27 protein-coding genes are annotated in these 25,948 nt (G+C 68.0%); 13 read left to right on the top strand and 14 right to left on the bottom strand.

Annotated features, from left to right (window positions below; genetic code table 11):
* Positions 1-175: 175 nt before the first annotated feature.
* Entirely contained in the window at positions 176-2,698 is a 2,523-nt protein-coding gene (locus ACSDHM_RS16910; protein ID WP_439426441.1) for a PepSY domain-containing protein, read from the top strand.
* Between the two features lie 44 nt (positions 2,699-2,742).
* Here the strand turns inward: ACSDHM_RS16910 and ACSDHM_RS16915 are convergent, their stop codons facing one another.
* On the bottom strand, positions 2,743-5,331 hold the full coding sequence (locus ACSDHM_RS16915) for a methyl-accepting chemotaxis protein (protein WP_439426442.1): 2,589 nt from the start codon (positions 5,329-5,331) through the stop codon (positions 2,743-2,745).
* Positions 5,332-5,533: 202 nt separating this feature from the next.
* Here ACSDHM_RS16915 and ACSDHM_RS16920 point away from each other — a divergent pair, with 202 nt between their 5' ends.
* On the top strand, positions 5,534-6,373 hold the full coding sequence (locus tag ACSDHM_RS16920) for an arylamine N-acetyltransferase family protein (protein WP_072167282.1): 840 nt from the start codon (positions 5,534-5,536) through the stop codon (positions 6,371-6,373).
* Positions 6,374-6,645: 272 nt separating this feature from the next.
* A complete protein-coding gene (locus ACSDHM_RS16925) occupies positions 6,646-7,362 on the top strand; it encodes an ABC transporter substrate-binding protein (RefSeq protein ID WP_061478210.1) in 717 nt (238 codons plus the stop codon).
* Here ACSDHM_RS16925 and ACSDHM_RS16930 read toward each other — a convergent pair.
* Complete coding sequence (locus ACSDHM_RS16930; protein WP_032954576.1) at positions 7,346-8,257, bottom strand: LysR substrate-binding domain-containing protein; 912 nt, start codon at positions 8,255-8,257, stop codon at positions 7,346-7,348. The genes ACSDHM_RS16925 and ACSDHM_RS16930 overlap by 17 nt on opposite strands.
* Before the next feature lie 98 nt (positions 8,258-8,355).
* On the opposite strand from ACSDHM_RS16930, the gene ACSDHM_RS16935 reads away from it, so the two are divergent.
* Positions 8,356-8,499 carry a hypothetical protein gene (locus tag ACSDHM_RS16935; protein ID WP_176698770.1) on the top strand — a complete coding sequence of 48 codons (144 nt, stop codon included), beginning with the start codon at positions 8,356-8,358 and terminating at the stop codon, positions 8,497-8,499.
* A gap of 7 nt (positions 8,500-8,506) precedes the next feature.
* Here ACSDHM_RS16935 and ACSDHM_RS16940 read toward each other — a convergent pair whose 3' ends face one another.
* Positions 8,507-9,073, bottom strand: coding sequence for a GIY-YIG nuclease family protein (locus ACSDHM_RS16940; RefSeq protein ID WP_072167283.1), 567 nt, complete (start codon positions 9,071-9,073; stop codon positions 8,507-8,509).
* 133 nt (positions 9,074-9,206) lie between these two features.
* Between ACSDHM_RS16940 and ACSDHM_RS16945 the strand changes: the two genes are divergently transcribed.
* Positions 9,207-9,989: a D-alanyl-D-alanine carboxypeptidase family protein gene (locus ACSDHM_RS16945; protein WP_072167284.1), complete on the top strand. Its 783-nt coding sequence runs from the start codon at positions 9,207-9,209 to the stop codon at positions 9,987-9,989.
* Positions 9,990-10,002: 13 nt separating this feature from the next.
* On the opposite strand, the gene ACSDHM_RS16950 is transcribed toward ACSDHM_RS16945, so the two are convergent.
* Both ACSDHM_RS16950 and ACSDHM_RS16955 read right to left on the bottom strand, forming a co-directional pair.
* Positions 10,003-10,596 carry a TetR/AcrR family transcriptional regulator gene (locus tag ACSDHM_RS16950; RefSeq protein ID WP_065178823.1) on the bottom strand — a complete coding sequence of 198 codons (594 nt, stop codon included), beginning with the start codon at positions 10,594-10,596 and terminating at the stop codon, positions 10,003-10,005.
* 16 nt (positions 10,597-10,612) lie between these two features.
* Positions 10,613-11,209: an NAD(P)H-dependent oxidoreductase gene (locus tag ACSDHM_RS16955; RefSeq protein ID WP_072167285.1), complete on the bottom strand. Its 597-nt coding sequence runs from the start codon at positions 11,207-11,209 to the stop codon at positions 10,613-10,615.
* Positions 11,210-11,334: 125 nt separating this feature from the next.
* Between ACSDHM_RS16955 and ACSDHM_RS16960 the strand changes: the two genes are divergently transcribed.
* Complete coding sequence (locus ACSDHM_RS16960; RefSeq protein ID WP_072167286.1) at positions 11,335-11,868, top strand: hypothetical protein; 534 nt, start codon at positions 11,335-11,337, stop codon at positions 11,866-11,868.
* Positions 11,869-11,901: 33 nt separating this feature from the next.
* Here ACSDHM_RS16960 and ACSDHM_RS16965 read toward each other — a convergent pair whose 3' ends face one another.
* The gene (locus tag ACSDHM_RS16965; RefSeq protein WP_375366689.1) at positions 11,902-12,729 is read right to left on the bottom strand and encodes an isocitrate lyase/PEP mutase family protein; all 828 of its coding nucleotides are present in this window, start codon (positions 12,727-12,729) and stop codon (positions 11,902-11,904) included.
* Positions 12,730-12,894: 165 nt separating this feature from the next.
* Here ACSDHM_RS16965 and ACSDHM_RS16970 point away from each other — a divergent pair, with 165 nt between their 5' ends.
* From ACSDHM_RS16970 to accC, 4 genes are all read left to right on the top strand, one after another.
* Positions 12,895-13,623, top strand: coding sequence for a DOPA 4,5-dioxygenase family protein (locus ACSDHM_RS16970; RefSeq protein WP_439426443.1), 729 nt, complete (start codon positions 12,895-12,897; stop codon positions 13,621-13,623).
* 291 nt (positions 13,624-13,914) lie between these two features.
* The gene (gene aroQ / locus ACSDHM_RS16975) at positions 13,915-14,358 is read left to right on the top strand and encodes a type II 3-dehydroquinate dehydratase (protein WP_053498267.1); all 444 of its coding nucleotides are present in this window, start codon (positions 13,915-13,917) and stop codon (positions 14,356-14,358) included.
* Positions 14,359-14,417: 59 nt separating this feature from the next.
* Positions 14,418-14,897 (top strand): acetyl-CoA carboxylase biotin carboxyl carrier protein, encoded by a 480-nt coding sequence (accB, locus tag ACSDHM_RS16980; RefSeq protein ID WP_019660824.1) that lies wholly within the window; start codon positions 14,418-14,420, stop codon positions 14,895-14,897.
* A gap of 10 nt (positions 14,898-14,907) precedes the next feature.
* Entirely contained in the window at positions 14,908-16,275 is a 1,368-nt protein-coding gene (gene accC / locus ACSDHM_RS16985; protein WP_065178826.1) for an acetyl-CoA carboxylase biotin carboxylase subunit, read from the top strand.
* Positions 16,276-16,408: 133 nt separating this feature from the next.
* Here accC and ACSDHM_RS16990 read toward each other — a convergent pair whose 3' ends face one another.
* Together ACSDHM_RS16990 and ACSDHM_RS16995 are read right to left on the bottom strand one after the other, a co-directional pair.
* Complete coding sequence (locus ACSDHM_RS16990; protein ID WP_072167288.1) at positions 16,409-16,783, bottom strand: hypothetical protein; 375 nt, start codon at positions 16,781-16,783, stop codon at positions 16,409-16,411.
* A complete protein-coding gene (locus ACSDHM_RS16995; protein ID WP_065178827.1) occupies positions 16,780-17,745 on the bottom strand; it encodes a hypothetical protein in 966 nt (321 codons plus the stop codon). Before ACSDHM_RS16995 ends, ACSDHM_RS16990 begins: the two co-directional genes overlap by 4 nt.
* A gap of 164 nt (positions 17,746-17,909) precedes the next feature.
* Between ACSDHM_RS16995 and prmA the strand changes: the two genes are divergently transcribed.
* The 3 genes from prmA (at position 17,910) to fis (ending at position 20,031) form a co-directional block, all read left to right on the top strand.
* The gene (gene prmA / locus ACSDHM_RS17000) at positions 17,910-18,830 is read left to right on the top strand and encodes a 50S ribosomal protein L11 methyltransferase (protein WP_439426984.1); all 921 of its coding nucleotides are present in this window, start codon (positions 17,910-17,912) and stop codon (positions 18,828-18,830) included.
* A gap of 42 nt (positions 18,831-18,872) precedes the next feature.
* Positions 18,873-19,640: a DUF3426 domain-containing protein gene (locus tag ACSDHM_RS17005; RefSeq protein WP_072167290.1), complete on the top strand. Its 768-nt coding sequence runs from the start codon at positions 18,873-18,875 to the stop codon at positions 19,638-19,640.
* A 115-nt stretch (positions 19,641-19,755) separates the two neighbouring features.
* The gene (gene fis / locus ACSDHM_RS17010) at positions 19,756-20,031 is read left to right on the top strand and encodes a DNA-binding transcriptional regulator Fis (protein WP_005419706.1); all 276 of its coding nucleotides are present in this window, start codon (positions 19,756-19,758) and stop codon (positions 20,029-20,031) included.
* A 95-nt stretch (positions 20,032-20,126) separates the two neighbouring features.
* Here fis and ACSDHM_RS17015 read toward each other — a convergent pair whose 3' ends face one another.
* From ACSDHM_RS17015 to ACSDHM_RS17040, 6 genes are read right to left on the bottom strand one after another with little or no spacing between them, the layout of a single operon-like run.
* Entirely contained in the window at positions 20,127-21,122 is a 996-nt protein-coding gene (locus tag ACSDHM_RS17015; protein WP_088497430.1) for a phosphatidate cytidylyltransferase, read from the bottom strand.
* Complete coding sequence (locus tag ACSDHM_RS17020; RefSeq protein WP_072167292.1) at positions 21,119-21,748, bottom strand: lysophospholipid acyltransferase family protein; 630 nt, start codon at positions 21,746-21,748, stop codon at positions 21,119-21,121. The genes ACSDHM_RS17015 and ACSDHM_RS17020 overlap by 4 nt, the downstream gene beginning before the upstream one ends.
* Positions 21,749-21,761: 13 nt before the next feature.
* Positions 21,762-22,199, bottom strand: a complete 438-nt coding sequence (locus ACSDHM_RS17025; RefSeq protein WP_188240565.1) for a hypothetical protein — start codon at positions 22,197-22,199, stop codon at positions 21,762-21,764.
* The gene (locus tag ACSDHM_RS17030) at positions 22,196-23,524 is read right to left on the bottom strand and encodes a phosphatase PAP2/dual specificity phosphatase family protein (protein ID WP_252745373.1); all 1,329 of its coding nucleotides are present in this window, start codon (positions 23,522-23,524) and stop codon (positions 22,196-22,198) included. The genes ACSDHM_RS17025 and ACSDHM_RS17030 overlap by 4 nt, the downstream gene beginning before the upstream one ends.
* Complete coding sequence (locus tag ACSDHM_RS17035; RefSeq protein WP_072167295.1) at positions 23,524-25,275, bottom strand: bifunctional alpha/beta hydrolase/class I SAM-dependent methyltransferase; 1,752 nt, start codon at positions 25,273-25,275, stop codon at positions 23,524-23,526. Before ACSDHM_RS17035 ends, ACSDHM_RS17030 begins: the two co-directional genes overlap by 1 nt.
* Positions 25,276-25,309: 34 nt before the next feature.
* Complete coding sequence (locus tag ACSDHM_RS17040; protein ID WP_088497434.1) at positions 25,310-25,927, bottom strand: CDP-alcohol phosphatidyltransferase family protein; 618 nt, start codon at positions 25,925-25,927, stop codon at positions 25,310-25,312.
* Positions 25,928-25,948: the final 21 nt, after the last annotated feature.

Consider the following 25,948-nt stretch of genomic DNA (forward strand, 5'->3'; position numbering starts at 1 on the left):
GGCTGTTGCTTCTGAGGTTGCCGGCCAGCGGCCGGCACTACCGCGGGTGCCGGGTGCCGCCCGGCCGGTACCTCCAGCTTGACCGCAGCCGGGGCGCCACGGAGAATTACGCGACTAATTCTCATTTGCTGTTGCGCAGGATGCGGGCGGCAGCCTCCCGGGCCCCTCTCCTTCGATGTTCAAGAACGTCCTGTTCCAACTGCATTGGCTGCTGGGCATTACCGCCGGTGCCGTCCTGGCCGTGATGGGCCTCAGCGGCGCCGTGCTGTCCTTCGAGGACGAGCTGCTGCGCGCCGCCAATCCCGGCTTTGCCGAGATCGCCGAGCACCATGCCGACGGACAGCCTCCCCTTGCACTCAGTGAACTGGTGCCGCTGCTCCAGGCCGGCAGCGAACGCCCCCTGCAACGCCTGCGTATCGATGCCACCGGACAGCGGCCGTCGGTCGCGCGCTTTGCCGGCGGCAAGGACCACTGGGTGTACTTCGACCCGTACAGCGGTGAGCGCTTCAGCGCCCTGCGCGGCCAGGCGTTCTTCGACTTCGTCGAGGACCTGCATCGCCACCTTGCCGCGGGCGAACGCGGCAAGTGGATCACCGGCAGCTGTGCCATCGCCCTGCTGTTCTTCACCCTGTCCGGCCTCTACCTGCGCTGGCCACGACGCTGGTGGCACTGGCGCAGCTGGCTGGCAGTGGAGTGGAAACGCAGCGGGCGCGGCTTCCTGTGGAGCCTGCACTCGGTAGTCGGCACCTGGGTGCTGCTGATCTACCTGATGAGTGCGCTGACCGGCCTGTGGTGGTCGTTCGACGGGTATCGCAGTGCGGCCAGCACGCTGCTGGGCGTCCCACCGGCGGCCAAGCACCAGGTTGCCACCGATGCGTCGCTGGACCTGCACCGCATTGAAGCCACGCTGTACGCGCTGCCGGGCGTGCGCGCCGGCTTCATTGACCTGCGCCTGCCGGAGAAGCCCGGGCAGGCGCTGAACGTGCGGGTGATGGCCGGTGATCCGTCGCAGCGCGGCGGCCACCACGATCGTGCGCATGACCTGCTGCAGCTCGATCCGGCCAGCGGTGCGGTTCTCGATGCCCGCCCGTACGCACGCCAGGGCGCGGGCGGACAGCTGGCCACCAGCGTGTTCGCGCTGCATTCGGGCAGCTACTTCGGTGTACCCGGGCGCGTGGTGGTGATGCTCAGCAGCCTGGGCATGAGCCTGTTCTTCATCACCGGCTGGATGCTGTACCTGGACCGCCGCCGCAGCCAGCGTGCCGCGCGCGGGCTGCGCCAGGCGCTACCGATGCCGGCCAGCGACGCCGGCAACGCAGCGTGGCTGGTGGTGCATGCCAGCCAGAGCGGACTGGGCGAACAGCTGGCGTGGCGCGCGGCGGCCCAGCTGCAGGCGGCCGGCCATGCGGTGCAGGTGCTGCCGCTGGCGCGCATCGATGCCGCGCTCCTGCTGCGTGCATCGAGCGCGCTGTTCGTGCTGAGCACCTTCGGCGACGGCGAGCCGCCCGATGCCGCCCGGCGCGCAGCGCGGCAGTTGCTTGCACAAGCGCTGGACCTTTCGGGCCTGCAGTTCGGCCTGCTCGCGCTGGGTGACCGCCAGTACCCGCACTACTGCGGCTTCGGCCGCCGGGTCGATGGCTGGTTGATCGGAAACGGCGCGCGTGCACTGTTCGAGCGCGTCGACGTCGATGCCGCCTCGGTCCCGGCGCTGCGCCGGTGGCAGCAGGAGCTGGGTGCGCTCACCGGCATCGTCACCGATGACAGCGTGCTGCCTGCGGCTACGCAGATGCATGAGTGGCGCCTGCTCGGCCGCGACCGCCTCAACCCTGGCAGCGTCGGCGGAGCCATCTGGCGTATCCGTCTTGCCGCACCGGCCGACGTGCAGTGGCAGGCGGGTGACATCCTGCACATCGCGCCCCGCCACAATGCCCAGCACGCCGGTGCCGTGTTGAAGGCGCATGGGCTGGATCCGCTGCAGCCCCTGCTGGTCGATGGCCATCCGCGCACGCTGCTGGCGCTGGCCAGTGAACGCGAGCTGCCCGAGGCCGATGCTGCGCTGGCGGTGCAGGATGCCTGCCTGTGGCTGGCCGAGCTGCCGCTGCTGCCCAGTCGCGAGTATTCGATCGCCTCCTGCACGGATGATGGCATGGTGGAGCTGGTGGTGCGGCTGGTGCATGACGCCTCCGGTCGAGCCGGGCTGGGCTCGGGCTGGCTGTCGTTGCATGCGCCGATCGGTGCCGGCATCGTCGCCCGCGTGCATCGCAACCCCGGTTTCCATCGCGTCATTGGCGCGCCGATGGTGCTGATCGGCAACGGCACCGGCATCGCCGGGCTGCGCAGCCTGTTGCGCGAAGCCGCCCGTGCAGGCGAACACGGGCACTGGCTGTTGTTCGGCGAACGCCAGCGTGCGCACGATTTCCTGTTCGCTGACGAGATCGAAGCGTGGCAGGCCGATGGCCATCTCGCCCGGGTGGACCTGGCATTCTCGCGCGATGGCGACGGCGGTTATGTGCAGGACCGCCTGCAGGCGGCCACCGGAACGCTGCGCGACTGGGTGCAGCGCGGTGCGGTGATCCATGTCTGTGGGTCGTTGCAGGGCATGGCCGAGGGCGTGGACCAGGTGCTGCGAACCGCGCTGGGTGATGAAGCGGTGGAAACGCTGCTGGAAAACGGGCGCTACCGCCGCGACGTGTATTGATTCCTGCCGCCGAACGCTGGTGTGAGCCGAGCATGGGCTCGGCTCTACAGTGTTCCTGCAGCCGATGTAGCGCCGAGCCTACGCTCGGCTGACCAGGCCGCCGCGGCGCGCGCCTGCGGCATCGACTGCAACCGGAACGCGCCCACCGCGTCGGCCAGGGCACGCACCTGGACCTGCATCTGCGCCGTGGAGGCACCGGCCTCTTCCACCAGGCTGGCGTTGCGTTGGGTACTGGCTTCCATCTGCACGATGGTCTGGTTCACCTGTGCGATGCCGGCATGCTGGTCCTGCGACGCACTGCGGATACCCGCCAGCAGCTCGGCCAGCTGCTGCACGCTGCCGACGATCTCGCCCATCGTGATGCCGGCCTGTTCGGCCTGCTGGTTGCCCTGTCCCACACGCGCCACCGAATCCTCGATCAGGCCCTTGATCTGCTTGGCCGCCTCTGCGCTGCGTTGTGCAAGCAGGCGCACTTCCGCGGCCACCACGGCGAAACTGCGGCCCTGCTCACCGGCACGCGCCGCTTCCACCGCCGCATTCAGCGCCAGGATGTTGGTCTGGAAGGCGATGCCGTCGATCAGCTGGGTAATGTCGCCGATCCGCCGCGATGCCTCGCTGATGCCCTGCATGGTCGCCACCACCTGGCCGACAGCCTCACCGCCGCGCTGCGCCACCGCTGCCGCACCCTTGACCAGCGCGTCGGCACGGCCTGCGGCATCAGCATTGCGACCGACCGTATCGGTCAGTTCGTGCATGGAAGCGGCGGTCTCTTCCAGGTTGGCGGCCTGCTGCTCGGTGCGCTGTGACAGATCTTGATGACCGGCAACGATCTCGCCAACGCCGGTATCGAGACTGGAGGTGGCGTGCTGGATGCGGGTGACGATGCGGCCCAGCTGCGCGACCGTCGCGTTGGCATCATCGCGCATGCGCGCGAACACGCCCTGCAGCTCACCCTCCATGCGCACACTGAGGTCACCACGGGCCAGCGCGGCCAGCAATGCCTGCAGGTCGCCGAGGTTGGTTTCAAACGTCGCCAGCAGGCGGTTGATGCTGGTCGACAACGTGCGCACGAAGCCCTGCTTGCCCTCCAGCGCGATGCGACCTTGCAGGTCGCCGTGTGCTGCAGCATCGACCAGCGCAGCGACCTCGGTTTCCAGCAGGGTCTCCAGCGCACGACTGCGCCATTCCACCGCTACGCCGAGGAATTGCCCTTCATCGATGACGGGGTTGGCAATCAGCTGGTAACGCGTGCCAGCATGGCCGATCTCGCGCTCTTCGCGCTGGCGCACGCCGGCCAGGCTGGCCAACGCCGGATGCAGGCGTACCGCGTCGCTGCCCACCAGCGCTTCGTTCCGCAGGTCAAGCAGCTGTAGCAGTGCCGGGTTGGCGTAGGCGACCTGCCCTTCCGCATCGATCACCATCAAACCGGTCTGCGCACTGTCCAATGCCTGGCGCACCCGGGTGTTGCCGCGCGCCACGGCACGCTCGGTCTCGATACGCGCGCGGAGGCGCTGCTGCATGTCGACCAGGCGCTGCGCCAGCTGGCCGATCTCGTCGTTGGCGTTGTAGACGCGCAGGGTGGTGTCCAGGCGGTCGTCGGCGATGTCGCTGGCGAAGTGCAGGGTGTCCTGGATCGGCTGGCGCACTGCACGCAGCACCAGCACGAGGCTGGTGATCAGCACACCGGCGACCAGCAGCACGGTCAATGCAAACAGCACGCTCATCGTGCGCGCACCAGCCAGCTGGCGGGCCTGGGCACGGGCCAGTGCCGCGGCCTGTGCCTGCTGGAATGCGGCCAGCGCAGGCGCTACGCCCGCAGCGGTATCCAGCAGCGACTGCGCTTCCACATCCAGGCCGACACGGGCAGCGGTATACCCCAGCAATGCGGCCTGATACGCCTCCATTCCGGTGCGCAGGGTGTCCTGCGCATCCGCGGGCAGGCCCGCCAGCGCGAGATCGAACGGCAGCTTTTCTTCACTGGCGCGGTCGGCGTGGGTGGAATCACCGTCGAGCAGCAGCAGTGCCTCCTGCCGCCGCATCTTCTGCAGGGACAACGCCAGCGCATCCCGCTGCTGCGCATCCACCTGCCCCTGCAGCGTGTCTGCAGCCTGTTGCAGCTGCGCGGCGAGGCCGGCCTCACCACGGCCCATCTCGTCGACCCGTTCGAACAGGGCGGCCACACCCTGCGAGAACGCGCCTGCAGCTTCGGTCAACGCCTGCAGGGCCTTGCGCCGGCCGGCATCCATCGGCATCGTGCGCAGCGCCTGCAGATCGTGCTGCAGCGCCTTTTGCGTGGCCAGCAGCTGCGCGCGGTCGGCATCATCGAAACTGCGTGCATACTGGATCTGCAGGCGGCGCGCTTCGGCCACCCGCGTGGCCAGGCGCGCGGCGAGGTCACTGCCGCGCTGGTAGCTGGCCTGGCTGCGCGCAGCCTGCGTGCTGGCATGCCCGGTCCAGGCGTAGACGGCTGCGATTGCGACCAGTCCCAGGCCACAGACCCACAAGGTCGCCTTGAGCTTGTTGGCTACGCTCAGCCGATGCGGTTGCAGCCACAGCAGCAGGCCGGAGGACGCCGGGCGCAGCGCCGCAAGCCGCGTGCGCAGGGACCGGAGGTGGGAGACAACGGCCGACATGACAGACTCCAGGCAGAAGGACACACCTGTATCGGCCGGATTCAAGGCAACTTTAGAACTTTCGTCGTCCTGGCCCAGCGGTGATTGGCGGACGCGGCCTTTGTACCGGGTGCAGGCGACGCTGGCGTGACACGACCAGCGCCCTTGACCTCAGCCCCGGTTGGGGGAGCACAGTGGACGTTCCTCCCCGCCCGGTGCCGCCATGACGACGCTCGATGTCCCCCGCTACCTGCAGCGCCTGCAGCTGGATGCACCGCCACCGCGGACGCTGGCCGGCCTGACCCTGCTGCAGCAGCGCCACAACGCAGTGCTGCCGTTCGAGACCCTCAGCTGCCTGCTGCGCGATGCGGTACCGATCGACCTGGACAGCGTGCAGCGCAAGCTGCTGGACGAGCGCCGTGGCGGGTACTGCTTCGAACTCAATGGGGGCCTGCTGTCGCTGCTGCAGGCGCTGGGCTTCGATGCGCAGCCATTGACCGCGCGCGTGCTGCTGGCTGCCCAGGACGGCGAACTGACCGCACGGACCCACCTGCTGCTGCGCGTGCAGGTGGACGGCGATGACTGGCTGGTGGATGCCGGTTTCGGCAGCCTGACCCCGACCGTGCCGCTGCGGCTGCATGATCCGCAGCCGCAGGCCACGCCGCACGAACGCTATCTGCTGCAGCGGCTGCCTGGCGAGGGGGATTTCGTGCTGTACGCCGAATCCGGTGACGGCTGGCGGGCGATGTACCGTTTCGACCTGCACGTGCCCGCACCGATCGACAACGTGGTGGGCAACTGGTACGTGTGCACCCATCCCGACTCCAGCTTCCCTGGCCAACTGCGCGCGTCGCTGACCGGGCCGGACTGGCGACGCACCATCGGCAGCGGCAACTACACCGAGTACCGCCCCGGCCAGGCACCGGACAAGCGTCCGCTGCACGATGTTGCCGACGTGCGCGACGTGCTGCAGCAACGCTTCGGCATGCAGTTGCCCGAAGACCCGCGGCTCGATCCGGCGATCAACGACTGGCTGCAGCGCTCACGCGCCGCGACCTTGTAGAGCCGAGCCCATGCCCGGCTGAGCTTGGGCGGCTGGGTCAACAGCAGCCGAGCATGGGCTCGGCTCTACGGAACCGTGCGCGCCTGCAACGCAATCGGGTTGCCTTCACTTTCGCAGATCTCGGCCACGCTCCAGGCTCACCTCCAAGTCCATGCCCACACCTGCGGCCTCGTCGGCAAACGGAAGGTAGGCCATCCTGCAGTCGTGCAGCATGACACTCCTTGCAGGGCAGCGCTGGCATGCTGGGTGCCCCTTTCCTCGCGGAGTCCTGCATGTCCCTGGCCGATCACCAAAGTGCGCTGGCACCGCAGGGCTTCCTGCGCGTGGCGATCAACCTGGGCAACCCGGTGCTGGCGCAGGGCGATGCGCACTCGCCGCGCGGACCGTCGGTGGAGCTGGCCGCGATATTGGCGCAGCGCCTGGGTGTGCAGGCACGCTTCACCTGTCACGATGCCGCAGCCTCGGTGGTCGCTGCGGCAGGCGAAGACGGCTGGGATCTGGCCTTCCTGGCCATCGATCCGGCACGTGCCGACCGCATCGCCTTCAGTGCTCCGTACGTGGAGATCGAAGGCACCTATCTGGTGCGCGAGGACAGTCCCGCGCAGCAGGTGACCGACCTCGACCGCGAGGGGCTGCGCATCGCGGTGGGCCGCGGTGCAGCCTACGATCTGTTTCTCAGCCGCGAACTGCGCCACGCCACGATCGAACGGGCCGAGACGTCGGCGGCTGCGATCACCCTGTTCGATCTGCAGCGCCTGGATGCCGCCGCCGGCGTGCGCCAGCCGCTGCAAGCATGGGCGCGGGCGCATCCCGGCCACCGCGTGCTGGCTGACCGTTTCACCGCGATCCAGCAGGCGGTGGCGGCGCCGGCATCCCGCCCCGCCGACGCGCTGCAGGCGCTGTTCGAAGAAGTGGAGGCGATCAAGGCCGGCTCGCTGCTGGAGGAGGCATTCGCGCGCGCCGGGCAGGCGGTCACGCTGGTGCGATGAGTGTAGCGTCCGCCATGTGCCGCACGTGTTCGGCAGCCTGCGCGTGCAGCCAGTCGCGGAAGGCAAGAAAGCCGCGGTGGCGGGCCGAACGCTGCGGGTAGACCAGCCAATGCGGCCAGGCGGTTTTCAGGCGCAGGTTGGACAGCGCAACCAGTTGGCCGGAATCCAGCAACAAGCGCGCCCGCGTCACCCGCCCCAGCGCCACGCCCACCCCGTCCAGCGCCGCACGGTGGTGTGCCTCCGAATCATCCAGCACCGCTACGAAGCGCGACGGCGGGGTCTGCCCGCTCAACGCGAACCAGGCCCCCCACGCGCCATCGGGGTCCCCCAGCAGTGGCCACTGGTTCAGTGGCACCCGGTCGATCCCTCCCATGCGTTCGATCAGCGCCGGGCTCGCCATTGGCAGCAGCCACTCGTCGAACAGCGGCTCAACCACCAGGCCCGGCCACTGCCCGCTGCCCAGCCGCAGCGCGGCGTCGAACTGGCGCTGCCGCTCGAAATCAATCAGGCGCTCACTCGACTGCAGGTTGATCTCGATCTGTGGGTGCTCAGCCACGAAATGCCCCAGGCGCGGCACCAGCCACGCCGACGCCATCGACGGCACCGCACTGATCGTCAGCACGTGCTCGGCGCGGGCCGCATAGGGCTGGAAGGCTTCGTTGATCGCATCCAGATGCGGGCCGACCTGGTCGAGCAGGCGCTGCCCCTCCAGGGTGAGGGCGACGCCACGCGGTTGGCGGACCAGCAGTGGCTGCCCGAGCCGCTCTTCCAGCTGGCGCATCTGATGGCTGAGCGCACTGACGGTCAGGTTCATCGATGCCGCTGCCCGTGACAGGTTGCCCAGCCGCGCGGCGGCCACGAAACCCTGCAGGGCATGAAGGGGCGGACGGGACATCAGGCTTGAATTCCTCTCAAGGCATGCTTGCGGAAATGTCGCTTTTTGCCCGCCCATGCTGCCCGTATCGTGCAATCCACTCAAGTGGAGGCACGCTCATGAACATCTTCGGCAGCCTGTTGTTCCTGCACGGCCATGTGGCCAACGCCGAGCTGGCACGCCAGCTGGCCAGTCCGTCCACCGACTCCCCTGCGTGCGCGGCGCAACCGGCCGCGCCGGTTCAGCAGCCGGGGACCCGTTGAACGCGGCTCAACCTGTGTACCAGCGTTGGACGTATTCAGGCAGCCAGGGCATTGGATCGATATCCAGTGCCCGGCAACCGTCGAGCGTGTCACGCAGCACGCCCTCGCCGGGGCCACCGGAAATCCGCAGTCCTTCCTCTTCCGGAAGCTGCACCACAGCCCAGTCGTGCAGCCGGTCCATGCGCAGGCGCATCGCCACCTGCAGCCACGCCTTCAGCGGGTAACAGCGATAGCCTTGTTCACCCAACGCAGCAATTGCGAGCGACAAGGCCTGGTTGGCACCACGTACCCATTCAGTACGACCCCCAGCCTTGTGCTGGATCGTCATCGGTGCCGGTGCGCGGTGCGCCTTGAACGGCGAACGCAGCTGCAGCTCCAGATCACGTGCATCACGCTCGCCCTCCGCTTCCACCAGCGCACCGGCATCGAGGTCGAAGAACTCGAACCAGCGCCGATGCAATGCGCTGATGCGTCCGAGCGGATCACGTGAAAAGCCGATCTTCGCGTAGTCCTCCCACGCACACGGGAAGACGTAGGTAAAGACACGACCATCGATGCGGATATCCGATTGCATGTGCGCAGGCTGCCTCCACCTCAGCCCGGGCGCAACCGGGCGCTACCGTGCACGCTGCAGCGCACCGGCAGTGCGGCTTCGTGCAGCCGGCACGAACTATTCTTGCTGACTGTCGCTGCCATCTCCGCCCGCCATGCCGTCTGCTGCGCCCGCCCCCCTACCGATTTCATCCATCACCCTGGAAGCGGCAACCTCTGCGGTGATTCACCAGCACAACGCTGAAACCGCGCGGCAACCGGCATCGCTGACCAAGCTGATGACCGCCTACGCCGCCTATGCGTGCGTCGAAGAGAACGGACGCTCGTGGGACGACCCGGTCACCATCGCCGCCGACGATGTGCATGCCGTGGCCGATGATGAAACGCGCATGGGCCTGGCGCCCGGCGAGACAATCACCCTGGCGCGCCTGCTGGAAGGGTTGATGGTGGTGTCCGGCAATGACGCTGCATTGGCGATCGCGCGCCACCTGGACGGATCGCAGGCCGCATTCCTGGAACGCATGAACCGGCACGCACGCCAGCTCGGGCTGCGCAGCACCTGGTTTGCCAGCGTGTCCGGCATCACCACACCGCACCATGTCTCCAGCGCGCGCGACATGGCGGTGCTGGCCGCCCGCCTGTTGAACGATCATCCGCAGATCCTGGCGATCACCGCGCAGCGCGCGTTCGCCCATGGCAGCTTCAACCGCAGCAACCAGAACGCCCTGCTCGGCGAAGACGGCGTGGACGGCTTGAAGACCGGCTACACCCAGGCCGCAGGCTTCTGCCTGGCCGCCACCGCGTGCCGGCCAGTACCCGGGCGGGACCAGCCGGTACGGCTGATCACCGTGGTGTTGGGCTCTGCAAGCCGCGACGCGCGCGACGCACTGGTGCGCGACCAGTTGGCCGCGGGATTCGCCGCCCTGGCCGGCGGCTGACCGCTCGTGCGGCTCAGCGCCGCTTGACCGTCGCCACGATCAGCCGCTGCAGCTCGGCCACGGCACCGGCCTTGTCCAGCGCGCCGGCAGCCACACCCTCTGAAAGGGCTTCAGCCGCACCGAGGATGGCCCAGCGCCCGGCCAGCGACACCGTGCCGTCGGCCGCGAACGGGCCCAGCCAGACCTGGCAGTTGTCGATGAAATCCTGCTGGTAGCGCCGCCGCACCTCATGCAGTTCCGGCGCCCCCACCAGCGCGGCGAGGATGCCTTGCACTTCACTGCCCTGGCTGAGGACGCAGTCGATGTAGCCGGAGGCGATAGCCGCCGCCCGATCGACCAGTTGCGCCCGGGCGCGACCGATACGCTCGTGGAAGACCACGGTCTGGCGTCCGTCATAGTCATCGTAGAGCGCCGCCAGCAAGCCATTGCGGGTCACGAAGTGATCATAGGCCACAGGCTTGGTCACGCCCGCCGCTTCGGCCAGCCGCCCCAGCGTCAACGCTCCGGTACCTTCTTCGCGGACCAGTGCCCAGGCCACATCCAGCAACTGGCGGGTGCGTTGCTCCCGGGTCATTCGGCGGCGCGTGGGGGTGGCGTTGGCGGGCATCGGCGGAGCACGGCGATCAGCGCATCGGAACACCAATTTTACGGCCGATCGCCAGCGCGGTCTGCAGATGCGCTTCAGCGGCACCGGTATCGGCGTCCAACAGCAGGTGGGACGACAGCACGCGCGCGCCGCAATAGTCGAAGATGCCCATGTCGATCTGGGTCCTCATTGCCGCGTCGTAGCCACGACGTTCGACCATGGCTGCGTCGGCGCCGCCCAAGCCGACCAGATGCACATTCAGGCGCTGCAGCTTCTTCACCAGCCTGCCCTGCGCATCCTGTGCGTAGGCCCAGTCGTTGGTGAACACACGGTCGATCCAGCCTTTCAGCAGCGCCGGGAACGACCACCAGTACAACGGGAACACCAGCACCAGCGTATCGGTGGCATCCAGCCGCGCGTGCTCGGCAGCGACATCGGCCGGTACCGCGCCGGTGCTGCGGAACAACGCCTGGTCCTGCGGGTTGAAGCGCGGATCGAAGCCTTCGGCCATCAGGTCGGCATAGGCCACGGTGTTGCCGGTGTCGGCCGCGGCAATGGCATCACCGATGCGACGCGCCATCGCGTGGGTCAGCGAACCGGGCTCAGGGTGGGCGATGACAATGAGGCTGTGCATGGAGATCTCCAGGAATCGATACTTACTAATGGTAAGTAGCGATTCCGGGGAAACCAGCGCCACCGGTGGGACGCTGTTTTCGCGTCCAACGTATAGTGCAACGATGCCCTGTGGGACATCCGGACATGGATCGACGCCTGCCCCTGGCGATACTGACGCTGCTGCTGTCGCTGTTGCTGCCATCCGTCTTCGCGGGTGAACTCAGTCCCAGTGACGCGAAAGCCCTGCGCGAAGATGTGCGCGCCCTGATGACTGCCTACGCCCGCGGGGATGCGGACTTCCTCATCGAGCGCACGCATCCCAGCCTCAAGCGGCTGGCCGGCGGCGATGAGGCCTTCCAGGCGATCACCCGCGATGCGTTGAAGAAGCAGCACAGCGGCGGCGTGGTGGTCATCAGCGAGGACGTCGGTGTGCCGACCCGGACCTATGCGGCCGGGGAGGAAGAAGTCTGCTTCGTGCCACGCCAATCCCTGGTACGGGTGCGTGAAACCCCGATGCGCAGCACCACGTTCATGGTGGCCGTGCGCCGCATTGGCGGTTCCGGGTGGACATATCTGGACGGCACGGGGCTGCAGGACAATCCACGCCTGCTTCGCCAACTGCTGCCAGCGTTGGAACCCGGCGTGATCCTGCCCAAGCGGGAGATCGAGGCGTTGTAGTCGCCGGCCCTTCCCGCCATGCAGGGCGCGGGGCTACTGGAACAACGCGTTCAAGGCCGCCCCGGACGCCGCCTGCTGCAGGCCATCGAAGCGTCCGTCCTGCACGATCGGCTGGGTCGCCTGCATCAGTCCAGCCCACGCGGCACGCGCCAGCGCACCGCCCAGGCTGACCCGGCGAACGCCAAGTGCGGCGATGTCCTGCAGGCTCAGTGCTGTGGGGCCAGCGACCAGCAGGTTCACCGGCTTGGAGCCCGCGGCGGCGACCACCGCACTGATCTGCTCGCGCGTACTGATGCCCGGTGCATACAGCACATCGGCTCCGGCCTCGGCATAGGCACGCAGGCGCCGCAGGGTGTCCTGCAGATCCGGTACGCCCACGAAGAAGTTCTCCGCTCGCCCGACCAGCAGCACGTCGCCGCCCGCGCGGTCGATGGCCGCACGCGCCGCGCGCAATCGCTCGACCGCCTGCTCGATGGGCCTCAGTGGTGCATCGGCCAGGCCGCTGGCGTCCTCGATCGACAACGCCGCGATGCCGGTATCGAGCGCCGCGGTCACCGCCTCCTCCACCGCGAGTGGCGTAGCGCCGAAACCATCACCGAAGTCGGCATTCAATGGCAACGGGGTCGCCGCCGCCATCAGTCGCAGGTGCTCCAGCGTGGCCTGCAGCGATACCGCGCCGTCCGGTCGCCCCTCACTCCAGGCGCAGCCGGCACTGGTCGTGGCCAAGGCCTGGAAGCCCTGCCGTTGCAGATAGCGCGCACTGCCGACGTCCCACGGATTGGGCAGCACGAAGCATCCTGCTGCATGCAACTGGCGGAAGCTGGCGCGCTTGCGCAGGGTGTCGGCATCAGGCGAGGCCATGGCGGGCTCCGGGGCGGCAAACCTGCACCCTAGCCCGCCGTTCGGTCGCGCTCAAGGCGACGAAGGCAGCCGTGCATGAAGTGATGCCGGCTGCTTATTGGACGCCACCGGCAGCCGTGCCCGAGCGTGGACGCCTGCCCCCCCAATGCCGCCACGGAGCACCTCATGCACCCGGACCCGCAGCCCCTCATCGACGCGGGCGACGATGACGCCCACCGGGCCGACCTGCTTTCGCCCGCCCGCCGGCGCCTGATCGCGTCGGCCGGCCTGGCCGCCGGCGGCCTGGCCAGCGCGTCCACCGCCACCGCCGCCGCGCGCGTCGGCAGCGCCGTGAACACCACCGAACCCGGGCGACCCGGCTTCCGCGCCATCGTTCCGCCAGCGTCCAAGGGCCGCAGCCCCTGGGGCCACGCCACGGCCAGCGAACCGACCCCGCGCCCGGCCAGCGTGCGCCCCGGCGAGGCCACGTTGCCCACCGCCCCGCGCGCCTACACCGACATCAAGAGCTACCACGCCCATATCTATTTCGATGAGGACAGCTTCGAGAAGGCAGCCCTGCTGCGGCGCTGGGCCGCCGAGCGCTTCCCGGTGGAGCTGGGCAACTGGAACCTGGAGCCGCGTGGCCCGCACGTCACCCCCTCTTTCTACTTCGGCTTCACCAACGACCTGCTGCCGGTGCTGGTGCCCTGGCTGCAGCTCAACAGCCTGGGGCTGACCATCCTGATCCACCCCAATACCGGCGACGGTCGCGCCGATCACCTGTACTACGCGTTGTGGGTGAACCGCGCTCAGCCGGTGAACGCCTACAACTGGCCGGCGCCGCAGCCGGGGGAACAGGAGCCGTTGGAGGAGGTATTCCCGAACGTGGTGCCGACGGTACCGTTGGAGACCTGAGCGATCAGCTGACAGGCAACTCCCTGGTAAGGGCACAGCGGCTGCGCCCTACGCCTCCTCATCCACGCAGGTGCGGCTCTGCCGATGAGCGGCCCGGGCGTGATCGTCGGCCTACGTGCTCGCAACCACCGCAAGCACGCCGTTCAGCGCGCCTTGATCCAGCGCCCGCCGTACGGCGACAAGCCCTGCAGCGAATTTCAAACGGACGATTGAAACGCTGCAAACTTCGCCGAACTGGACAGCATCCGCCGGTTCCGCCAGACTGCCGCCCTTTCCCGTCTTCCGGATCCCATGGCGAAGCTGCTGGTCCTGCACGGCCCCAACCTCAACCTGCTCGGCACCCGCGAGCCGGAGGTGTACGGCCACACCACGCTGGCCGACATCGACCAGGCCCTGGCCGCGCAGGCATCCGCTGCCGGGCACGCCGTGGAGAGCCTGCAGTCCAATGCCGAGCATGTGCTGGTCGACCGCGTGCAGGCTGTGCGCAACGACGGAACCGCTTTCATCCTGATCAACCCCGCCGCCTTCACCCACACCTCGGTGGCCCTGCGCGATGCGCTGGCAGCGGTGGCGGTGCCGTTCATCGAGATCCATCTGTCCAACCCGCATACCCGCGAACCCTTCCGCCAGCACAGCTACTTCAGTGACAAGGCGGTGGGCGTGGTGTGCGGCTTCGGTGCCGACAGCTACCGCTACGCGATGGACGCGGCGCTGCTGCGCGTATCCGCCACCTGATTGTCGACCCGGGCGCCCACGGCGCTCTCCTCACCTAGATAGAAACCAAAGAGGCCCTCATGGATCTGCGCAAAATCAAGAAGCTGATCGACCTGCTGGAAGAGTCGAACCTGGCTGAAATCGAAATCAAGGAAGGCGAAGAGTCGGTGCGCCTGTCGCGCGCTCCGGTCGCTGGTTATGCCGCGCCGGTCGCAGCTCCGGTGTACGCCGCCCCGGCGGCGCCGGCGGCGCAGGCGATGCCGATGCAGTCGCCGACCGAAGCGTCCACCGGCGGCACCGCCAAGCCGGGCCCGGCGCTGCCGGAAGGCCATGTGCTGCGCTCGCCGATGGTCGGCACGTTCTATGCCTCGTCCGCCCCGGACAAGCCGGCCTTCGTCACCGTGGGCCAGCAGGTCAAGGAAGGCGAAACCCTGGCCATCATCGAAGCGATGAAGATGTTCAACCCGATCGAAGCCGACACCTCCGGCACCATCGTCGCCATCCTCGGCGAGAACGGCCAGCCGGTGGAGTTCGACCAGCCGCTGTTCGTGATCGGCTGAGGGGCGCGCCATGCTCGACAAAGTCGTCATCGCCAACCGAGGGGAGATCGCGCTGCGCATCCTGCGCGCGTGCCACACCCTCGGCATCCGCACGGTGGCCGTGCATTCCACGGTCGACCGCAACCTCAAGCACGTGGCCATGGCCGACGAGTCGGTCTGCATCGGTCCGGCGCCGTCGCCGCAGAGCTACCTCAACATCCCGGCACTGATCGCCGCCGCTGAAGTCACCGACGCCCAGGCCATCCACCCGGGCTACGGCTTCCTGTCGGAGAACGCCGACTTCGCCGAGCGCGTGGAAGAGTCGGGCTTCATCTTCATCGGCCCCAAGGCTGACACCATCCGCATGATGGGTGACAAGGTCGAAGCCATCCGCGCGATGAAGGCCGCTGGCGTGCCGTGCGTGCCCGGCTCGGGCGGCCCGCTGGGCGACGACATCGTCGCCAACACCAAGATCGCCCGTGAGATCGGTTATCCGGTCATCATCAAGGCGGCCGGCGGCGGTGGTGGCCGTGGCATGCGCGTCGTGCACGCCGAAGCTTCGCTGAAGACCTCGATCGAAACCACCAAGAGCGAGGCCAAGGCCGCGTTCGGCAATGGCGAGGTCTACATGGAGAAGTTCCTGGAGAACCCGCGCCACGTGGAGATCCAGGTGCTGGCCGACGGCCAGGGCAACGCCATCCACCTCGGCGAACGCGACTGCTCGATGCAGCGCCGCCACCAGAAGGTGGTGGAAGAAGCACCGGCACCGGGCATCACCGCCGAACAGCGCGAGCAGATCGGCAAGGTGTGCGTGGAAGCCTGCATCCGCATCGGTTATCGCGGCGCCGGCACCTTCGAGTTCCTGTACGAGGACGGCCGCTTCTACTTCATCGAAATGAACACCCGCATCCAGGTAGAGCATCCGGTCACCGAAATGGTCACCGGCATCGACCTGGTGGCCGAGCAGCTGAAGATCGCCGCTGGCCAGAAGCTGTCGATCAAGCAGAGCGACGTGGTGCTGACCGGCCATGCCATCGAATGCCGCATCAACGCCGAAGACGCTGAGACCTTCGTGCCGAGCCCGGGCACCATCACCGGCTTCCATCCGCCGGGGGGGCCCGGCGTGCGCGTGGATACCCACATCTACAGTGGCTATCGCGTGCCGTCCAACTACGACTCGATGATCGGCAAGCTGATCGTGCACGGCCCGGACCGCGAAACCGCCATCGCCCGCATGCGGGTGGCGCTGAGCGAGATGGTGGTCGATGGCATCAAGACCAACATCGCCCTGCAGCAGCGGATCATGCGCGACAAGGGCTTCCAGGCCGGTGGACAGAACATCCACTACCTGGAAAAGCGCCTTGCCGAGCGCAAGAACAAGCCGATCGCGCTGACCTGATCGTCAGCCGATGCTGGACAAGGAAAGGGCGGGGATATCCCCGCCCTTTTCTGTTTTCCTTCCGGCAGCGCCGAGCCGTTCCCGGCTTGCGGGCGAGTGCAGCCGAGCATGGCTCGGCTCTACTGATGCTGCCTCAGCGCGCGTCCGCCGCCGTCGCCGGAATCTGCGAATTGGCCAGCGGCCGCACGCCATTGGGCGAGGCTGGATCGACGATCACCATGGTCTCGGTCGAGCCATCCGGCCACACTACCTGGAAGGTGCTGCCAGCCGGCAGTGAAGCGAACGGCATGCCCGTCTGCGCGCGATAGACCGCAGCGACCTGGCTGGCGCCGGCGCGGCGCACGTCTTCCTGCGCCTTCACCGTGGTCAGTTCCACCTTCGACAGATGCCGGTACCGATCCTCGTAGGTATCGATCATCAGCAGGCCGACCGCACCGGCAGAGTAGGCCACGAACAGCGCCACCCAGAACCAGAACTTGGCCCCATGCAGGAATCGACGGTAATTCATCGCCCGTCCCTCTTTCCAATCAATCGCTTGATCCATTCCTTCATTTTCCCAGCACCTTGCCGCGATACCGCAGCGTCATACACGAAATCCCGGAAATCCTGCGCTCCATCCTGCGAACAGATCCCTCCGTTCGCACAAAAACTGTTGACCAGCACGCTGTCCGCTCCACACGGTAGACCGAGTTCGCAGGCCGCAAGCCGCCATGCAAGCTCACTGAGCTGTTCGCCCGCCACCAGGCCGTCGAGTGCGCTGTCACCGGCGGCACGCACGCCCATGCCCGGCGCGATCGCCATATAGGCCTCCGGGTCACGCGAAGTGCGCACGCGCTCGACCAGGTCGCGGCGGTACTCGGCACTGTCATGCAACGGCTCACCCTCGGCGAACAGCGATGCTTCTGCGGCCAGATTGCCCTGCGCGGCCGCCTTGCGGCGTTCGGCCAGCACCAGCGCAGCGCCCAGCTTGTCGCCCGGAACGAAGCCGCCACACCGCTGCGCCACGCGCTCGCGGGCCTCGATCATCGCCGGCGCCGCGGTCAGGCCCAACCCGCTCAACACGTTGTTGTCCAAGCGGTAACCACCCGGATCGAGTGCGTACTGCGCGCAATAGTCATACACGCGGCTGAGCATCCAGCGCGCTTCATGGTTACCGGTATCGGCCTGCACGCGCAGTCGCTGGGCGTAGGCGTACAGATCGCTGGCATCTTCGATGTCAGCGCGGAGGTCCAGCGGCAGGCCCGACGGCAGCGTGTTGCCGCGCTCGACGGTAGCCAGCCGGCGCGCCAGGGCTTCCGGCACCACCGGCAACGCCGCTCCGCTGTCGCGGCTGGCCACGACGGTCGGCAGGTCCGGCGACGGTGATGCCACGCCCGCCGCATGGCCGCTGGCCCGGTACCCGGCCACGCCCAGCACGGCCACCGCCGGCAGCACGAGCAACCAGGTTTTCAGGGTCGGGGCGAAGGCCATCGGCGGCGGTGAGCGTTCACGGCGCACAGGAAAGTGCCGAGTTTAGCAAGGCCCGGCAGGCCTGTCTGAACTGCCCCCGTTCATCTCAAGATGGCATCTCACGCGATACGGAGACGCTCCGATGGTCTAGCATGGCCCCCTTTCCCGTGATTGCCCCCACCGCCATGCCGTTCCTGGAACTGACCCTGCGCTGCACCGAAGCCACCCAGCCCCGCTATGAAAATGCGCTGGAGGACGTCGGCGCACTGGCTGTGACCCTGCTCGATGCCGAAGCCGACACCAGCAACGAACAGGCCATCCTCGAACCCGGCGTGGGTGAAACGCCGCTGTGGGACACCCTGGTGCTGAGCGCACTGTTCCCCGCCGACAGCAATGCGCTTTTGCTGCTGGCCGCGCTGGAATCGTTCGATCCGGAACTGGACTGGAGCAACGGCAGCTTCCGCGCCGTCGAGGATGAAGACTGGGAACGCGCCTGGCTGGACCAGTTCCAGCCGATGGATTTCGGCAGCCGTACCTGGATCGTGCCGTGGAACCATGAACTGCCGGACGCCGCGCAGGCCGCCGATGCCGCCGTGGTGCGGCTGGACCCGGGCCTGGCCTTCGGCTCGGGCACCCACCCGACCACCGCCCTGTGCCTGCGCTGGCTGGACCAGCTGGCCGTGGACGGCCAGTTGCAGGGCCAGCGCGTGCTCGACTTCGGCTGCGGCTCGGGCATCCTCGCCCTGGCCGCGCTGAAGCTGGGTGCCGCCGAAGCGGTCGGCGTGGACAACGATCCACAGGCGCTGGTCGCCACCGCCGACAATGCCGAGCGCAACGGCGAGCAGGCGCGCATGCACGTGTACCTGCCGCAGGACGAACCGGTCGCCACCTACCCGATCGTGGTCGCCAACATCCTTGCCTCGGCACTGGACGCGTTGGCCGAGCTGCTGGCCGCGCGCGTCGCTGCCGGCGGCCGCATCGCCCTGTCCGGCATCCTGCATGGCCAGGAAGGCGAACTGCTGCAGCGCTACGCCGCGTGGTTCGACGACCTGCAGGGGACCCAGGATGGCGACTGGATGCGCATCACCGGCATACGCCGCGCCTGATCGTGATTGAATGACCGCTGGATCCGAGCCCGCACCCTGAGCATGTCCGAGCCGAACCCGCCGCGCCGCCCCTTGGCCACCTTCCTGCGCCCCACGTCGGAAGGCGAGGCTGCACCTGCGACCGATTCACGCACGCCCGACCCGGCGATGCAGGACATCCCGCCAGCCCAAGCCCGCGCCCCCCTCGAAGCGGCGCTGCCACCGATGGCGGAAACGCGACCGAGCGATGACATCGTCAACCCCGACGAAGCGGCCGTGATCGAACCCGTCCTTGCCGTTCCGGCCCCGCAGGCCGTGGCTGGGGATGCACCCAGTTTCCTGGGCACCTCGCGGCCACGCGCACTGCCGACGCCACGCTGGCACTGGGGGCTGGTCGCCGGACTGGCACTGCTGCTGGTCCTGCAGAGCGTGCTGGCCGATCGAGCGCGACTGGCCGCCGACGCCGGCAACCGCGCCTGGCTGGGCGCACTGTGCGGCGTATTGCGCTGCAACCTGCCGGCCTGGCATGAACCCACCGCGTTCACCATGACCAGCCGCGAGATCCGCCCCCTGCCGGGCCAGGCCGGCGTACTGCAGGTGCAGGCCAGCATCCGCAACGATGCACGCTGGGCACAGGCCTGGCCGGATCTGCGCCTGTCGCTGTCCGATGCCGATGGCCGGGTGATCGGCAGTGGCGTGTTCGCACCGGCGCAGTACCTTGGCGAAAACCCCGGCGCGGCCGTGCTGGAACCGGGCCAGAGTGCACGCATTGCGTTCCGCGTGCAGGAACCCGCCGCATCCACCGTCGCATTCACCTTCGACTTCCTCTGAGCAGGATAGAGGCGACCAGCCGTGGCAGGTCGGGCACGCTCGCGCTAGACTGGCCGCCACCACCTCGTCCGGCCGCGCGCTCCGCGCGCACGGGCCAACCGAATCGGGAATCCCCTTGAACGCTGTCCTCTCTCGTCCTGACAACAGTCGTGGCGCTCCCCGGCCACCGCTGCGTGAACACGTCGCCCAGTCCGTGCGCCGCTACCTGCGTGACCTTGATGGCTGCGACGCGGACGATGTCTACGAGATCGTGCTGCGCGAGATGGAAATCCCGCTGTTCGTGGAAGTGCTCAACCACTGCGAAGGCAACCAGAGCCGTGCCGCGGCGATGCTGGGCATCCACCGCGCCACCCTGCGCAAGAAGCTGAAGGAATACGGCATCAGCGCGTAAGCGCGCGTGGGTAGTGCCGGCCGCTGGCCGGCAACCCCATGAACGATGGCAGGACCGGTGGATCCACGCCATGCGTGGATCGAAGCCCGGCAGAATCAGCTGCCTCCGCCCGCCTTCCAGTAGTACCTCACCACATGGAAGAACACGGGCGCGGCGAAGCACACCGAATCCAGCCGGTCGAGCATGCCGCCATGGCCCTCGATCATGTGGCCCCAGTCCTTGATGCCACGGTCGCGCTTGATCGCCGACATCACCAGGCCGCCCCAGAACCCCATCAGGTTGATCAGCAGCGACAGGCCGAACGCCTGCAGCGGCGTGAACGGGGTGATCCACCACAGCGCCGCTCCCAGCGCGCTGGCACTCAGCACGCCGCCCACGAAGCCCTCCACCGTCTTCGACGGCGACAGCTTCGGGGCGATCAGGTGCCGGCCCAGCAGCTTGCCCCAGATGTACTGCAGCACATCCGAGGACTGCACCACGATCACCAGGAAGGCAAACAGCAGCACGTTGCGCGCCGGATCATGCCCGGGCACATGCAGGTTGAGCAGCAGCGGCACATGCGAGATGCAGAACACGCAGATCATCAGCCCCCACTGCACCTTCGCCGTCCGCTCCAGGTAGTGCGTGGTATCGCCACCGATGGTGGACAGGATCGGCAGGAACAGGAACGCGTAGACCGGAATCAGCAGCGTGTACATGCCGTACCAGTCGATCCACACCAGGTAGTACTGCCACGGCAGCACGATGTAGAACGCGGCCAGCAGCGCGTAGTAGTCGCCCGAGCGGGTCGGTGCCAGAGTGATGAACTCGCGCAGCGCGAACAGCGAGATGATCGCAAACAGTACGATCACCCCCGCGCGACCAAAGAACAGCGCCAGCCCGACCACGATCGCCATCACCCACCAGGCGCGGATGCGCGACACCAGGTTGGCGATCACTGCACTGGGCTGCCCACGCTGCCGCCAGCGCAGGGTCTCGGCCACCAGCGTGGCCAGCACCAGCACCGCGCCGACGCCGGCAAACAGCAGGCCGGTCTGCTGGCCCACGCTGCGCGCGGCCAGGTCACCGGACACGTCCATCAGATAGCTCATGCGCGCCCTCCATTCGGCGCCAGGTCCAGCAGCGCCTGCCGGCTGCGGGCCAGGAATGCGGCCTTGTCCTCGTCGGCCTGCAGCCGCAGCGGCGTGCCGAACGTAGCCGTGCACAGCAGCGGCAGCGGCAGGAACCGGCCCTTCGGCATCACCCGCTTCAGGTTGTCGATCCACACCGGCACGAACTCCAGCTCCGGCCGTTGCCGCGCCAGGTGGTAGATGCCGCTCTTGAACGGCAGCAGCGGCTCATCGCCCACATTGCGCGTGCCTTCCGGGAACAGGATCAGCGAGCACTCTTCGTCGACCGCATCGCGCAGCACCTGCAACGGGTCCTGCTGGCGATGCCCGGCCTCACGCTCTACCAGTACACCGTTGAATACCGCATCGATCAGGTAGCGGCGCAGGCGGTCGCGCTGCCAGTATTCGGCGGCGGCCACCGGGCGTACCTGTCGCCGCAGCGCGGGCGGCATCGACGACCAGATCAGCACGAAGTCACCATGGCTGGCGTGGTTGCCGTAGTACACGCGGCGCTCGCTGGACGGCGCACAGCCGATCCACAGCGCACGGGCGCCGGTCACCACGTGGATCGCGCCACTGCAGGCGCGTGCAATCAGTTCGGCGAACATCGGCCCCTCCCGTTCACGTCTGCGGCCACACTACGGCCAGCACCAGTAGTGCGGCCTGCACTGCTGTCAGCAGGTACTGGCGCAGCAGCAGCCGGCGCATGCCGGCCCAACGCACGTCCCAGCCGCGCAGCGGCGCATCGGCCGGTGTGCGGCGCAGGCCACTGTCCTGCAGCAGCTGGTCGGTACGGCGTGCAGCGGCTTCGCCATCCAGGCCTTCATCGCACAACAGCTGCAGCAGGCTCGCGTCCAGCCCGACCCGCCATGCATGGTAGGCCTGCATGAGCCCAGCGCCCACACTGAGCAGCAACAGCCCGGCGGCGATCATCGCCAACCCCGCTTCGATGCCCAGCAGCAGCAGCGCTACCAGCAGCAGCCCGAGTGACAGCAGCGCGGGCCAGCGTCCCTGGCGCAGCAGCAGCTGCATGGTCGCCAGTTCGGGAACGGCACTCATGCGCGCCCTCCAGCCGCTGCGGTGATGGCTTGCAGATGCTCCGGGCCCAGCACGATGCCGGGGCGTGCCGCACGCACGATGGCGACCGCCGCCTCGACTTCCGCGGCACGGCCCGTGCGCAGCAGCCACGTCGCCACGCTGGCGGCACTGCGTGAGTAACCCAATGCGCAGCACACCAGCAGCGGTCCCTGTACCCGCAGCCGTTCGATGGCCTCGGCGGCCTCGCACAACTGGTGCGGCGTGGGCACCACCAGATCCAGCATCGGCACGCTGGCATACGCCGCGCCCGGCGCGCGGCAGGACAGCTCGGCGCAGGCATCGATCACGCCCACCAAAGGTGCCGGCAATACCGTGCAGGGAATCCGGCCCAGCCACACGCCGTCCAGCACCGGCACCGGCTGCGGCGCACGCCGTGTCCACAGCCGCGAGTTGATCCAGGCGGCGCCCAGGTACGGTGCCAGCAGCCAGCGTGCCGCCATGGTCAGGCGACCATCGGCGCGCTTCTGGAACACCGCCGTACCCAGACCGGCATACGCCAGCGCCACCAGCAGCAGCGACACCACCGGCCACAGCAGCCACAACGCCGTACCCCGCAGCAGGACCACCGGCACCAGCAGCACAGCGGCCCCCAGCAGGTACAGCGCAGCCAATCGCCACCGCTTGGCATGCCGCACGATGCGCCAGGCACGCAGCGGTGGCGTGCCCTGCTCCGGCCACAACCACACGCACAGCCAGCCGGCCAGCAGGCCGGTCGGGATGTCGATGAAATGATGCTGGAACGTGGTCAGCACCGAGACGCCGATCAGCAGCGCCCACACATGCAGTACCCAGCGCCAGGCACCGTGCAGGTACTGCGCGAACTTCACCCACAGCACGATCAGCAGCACGATGTGCAGCGATGGCGCCTGGTTGAACGGCTTGTCGAAACCCAGCAGCACATCGAACAGCCAGCCGAACACACCGCCGATCTCCGGCCGCTCGAAACTGAAGCGCAGCGGCCACAGCAGGAAGCAGCTCACGGCGATCAGCTGTGCACTGAACAGCCGCAATGCGTGCCGGTCCAGTTCGAGGCGCTGCCGGCACAGGAAGAAGGAGACCGCGTAGAACAGGTCGATCGACCAGTACGGCACGATCGTCCATGGCACGAACGGAATCTGCGTTTCCCAGCCGAACGCCATCACCGGCAGTTCGGCGTGGCGGCCGGCCATCCAGTTGGCGAAGCCGTAGCTGGCAAAGAAGAACGGGCCCAGCAGGGCCAGCCACAGCAGCGCGCGCCGCCAGGGGCGCCCCGCCGTGGCAAGCGGAGTTGCAGCCAGCGTCGCCATCACGCGGTCCGGCGTGCCAGCGACACAGTGAAGATGCCGAAGTCATCGATGCGCTGCGTCACTTTCTCGAACCCGGCCAGGCGCACCAGTTCATCCATTTCCTGCTGGGTGCGGCGGCGCATCACCCAAGCAGCGCCACCACGATGACTGGTCAGCGCGCGGGCGATGAACTCCAGCTGCGGGTGCCAGGGCTGGCCGGTGTAGGCCAGGTAGCCACCCATCGGCACCGTTGCGGCGATGCCCTGCAGCGAGCGCAGCACGGCGTCGTTGTCGGGGAACAGTTCGTACAGGCCCGATACCACCGCCAGCGTCGGCGCCGGGTCGACCTGCGCCAGCTGCACCGGATCGAACGCATCGCCCTGTTCGAAACGGGCGATGTCGGACGCACCGAGGCGCTCGATCAACGCCTGGCCCTGGGTCACGTTCAGACCGCTGAAGTCGCGCAGCACGATGCGCTCGGCGCGTTGCTCGCCCTGGCCCAGCGCTTCCAGTACATAACGGCCATGGCCAGCGGCCACGTCCAGCACGCGCACCGGCATGCCCTGCCCACGCAGGCGCTGGGCGGCATCGCGCAGCAGTTCCTGCAGGTGCCGACCGCGAATGCGGATGCCGCGCCAGCCGATCGCATCCAGGTAGTTGCGGTCGACCAGGCGACCCAACGGGCCTTTGCCACGTGCTTCGTCGCGATAGATGTAGTCCAGCGTGCTGCCCGAATCGAAACCGGTCTGCAGGCCCAGTGCAATGCCTTCGGACAGTCTGCCGCCAAAGCGCAGGCCACCGCGCACCACGCGCCAGCGAAGATCGGCCAGGCTGTTGCGCTCGGGCGGCCAGGCCAGGATTTCAGACTCTTCAAATGTCGGCCCATGGCGGTGCGCATCGCGGCGCGACAGCTCGCGCAACGGCTCGGCGAAACGCGCCTGGATGAAGCTGCGGATGCGCGCCAGTGCCGGTGCCCGATCACGCTCGCCCAGCGTGTCGTGGAAGAAGCCCGGCAGATGCACGCGCTCCTTGATCGGGCTGGACAGGCGCTCGTAGAAGCGGTCCTGCGGGCCACGGTGCACGACGAAGTCCGAGCCGGACACCAGCAGCTGCACCGGCACGCTGATCGCCTGCGCATCGGCGACGATGCGATCGGCCGCCTCGTACAGGCCCAGCAGCACCCGCACCGAGATTGGCCGGGTGATCAGCGGATCGGTGCGGTAGCTTTCCACCCGCGCCGGATCGTGGGTCAGCCATTGCGGCTTGACGTAACTGTTGACGAAGAAGTTGCCGCGCAGCTTCTGCATCAAGGCCAGGCCCGGGCGTGCGAACGGCACGTACAGCTTCACCTTGAACGCCGGCGAGGCCATCACCAGCGCGCGCAGGCGTGGCGCGTAGTCGTGCACCCAGGTGGCGGCGACCACGGCACCCACGCTCTGCGCGATCACCACGATGTCTTCCACCGCGATGCCATGCTCGGCGCCGATGTGGGCGATGAAGCTGTCCAGGTCGCGCACCAGCGCCGGAAAGCCCGGTGCATCGCCACGCGCGCCCGGCGAACGGCCATTGCCGCGCGCATCCCAGGCGAAGAAGGCGGTGTCAGGCAGGTCCAGCTCATCGACCAGATGGGTAACACGCCCGGAGTGCTCGTGCCCGCGGTGCAGCAGCACGATGGCCCGGGTGGCCGGGGTGGCGGTGGTGCCGGCCCAGTACCGGTAGAACAGCGGTACCTGGTCGAAGCTGTGGAATTCCCGTTCCTGCGCCTGACGCATGCAATCTCCTGATTGTCTTTTTCTATCTGCTTGATTAATTTGGCGAAACTGCGGTTTCCCGCAGTCCGCGACGGACCCGGTTGATCATCGTCAGCACGCACAGCACCGCCATGGCCGCGGCCACGCCCGTGACCGTCAACGCGCCAACCCACTCAAACGCCAGCAGCAGGCCCAGCGCACCGATCACGAAGGCGCGGTCGCTCTTGCCCATCGGGCCGTCATAGCGGCGGCTGGCGCCGACCATCAGCCCCAGCACGCCGGCGTATTCGCTCAGCGCCGCGGTCCAGGCCAGCAGCCACAGCGCCTCCGGGCGCACGCCCGGCACGCTGAGCAGGCTCAGGTACAGCGCCGCATCGGCGATCACATCGCATAATTCGTTCAGATAGGCACCCAGCCGCGACTGCTGGCCGAATTCGCGGGCCAGCATGCCGTCCACGGCGTTGAGCGCCATGCGCAGCAGCATCCACAGCGGCAGCAACAGGTACAGCCATGGCTGGGCCGGCGCGCAGCACCAGACGGCGCCGGCCACCAGCAGCGAGACCACGGCAGCGGCCACGGTCACCGCATTGGCGGTGATCCCCACGCGGTACAGGCCGCGTACGGCCGGACGCAGGAGGTCCTGAAAACGTCCTTTCAATGCATAGATCGACACGATCCGAACCCGCTGATCCTT

The organism is Stenotrophomonas sp. T8 (genome assembly GCF_051853085.1).
Lineage (GTDB): Bacteria > Pseudomonadota > Gammaproteobacteria > Xanthomonadales > Xanthomonadaceae > Stenotrophomonas > Stenotrophomonas sepilia.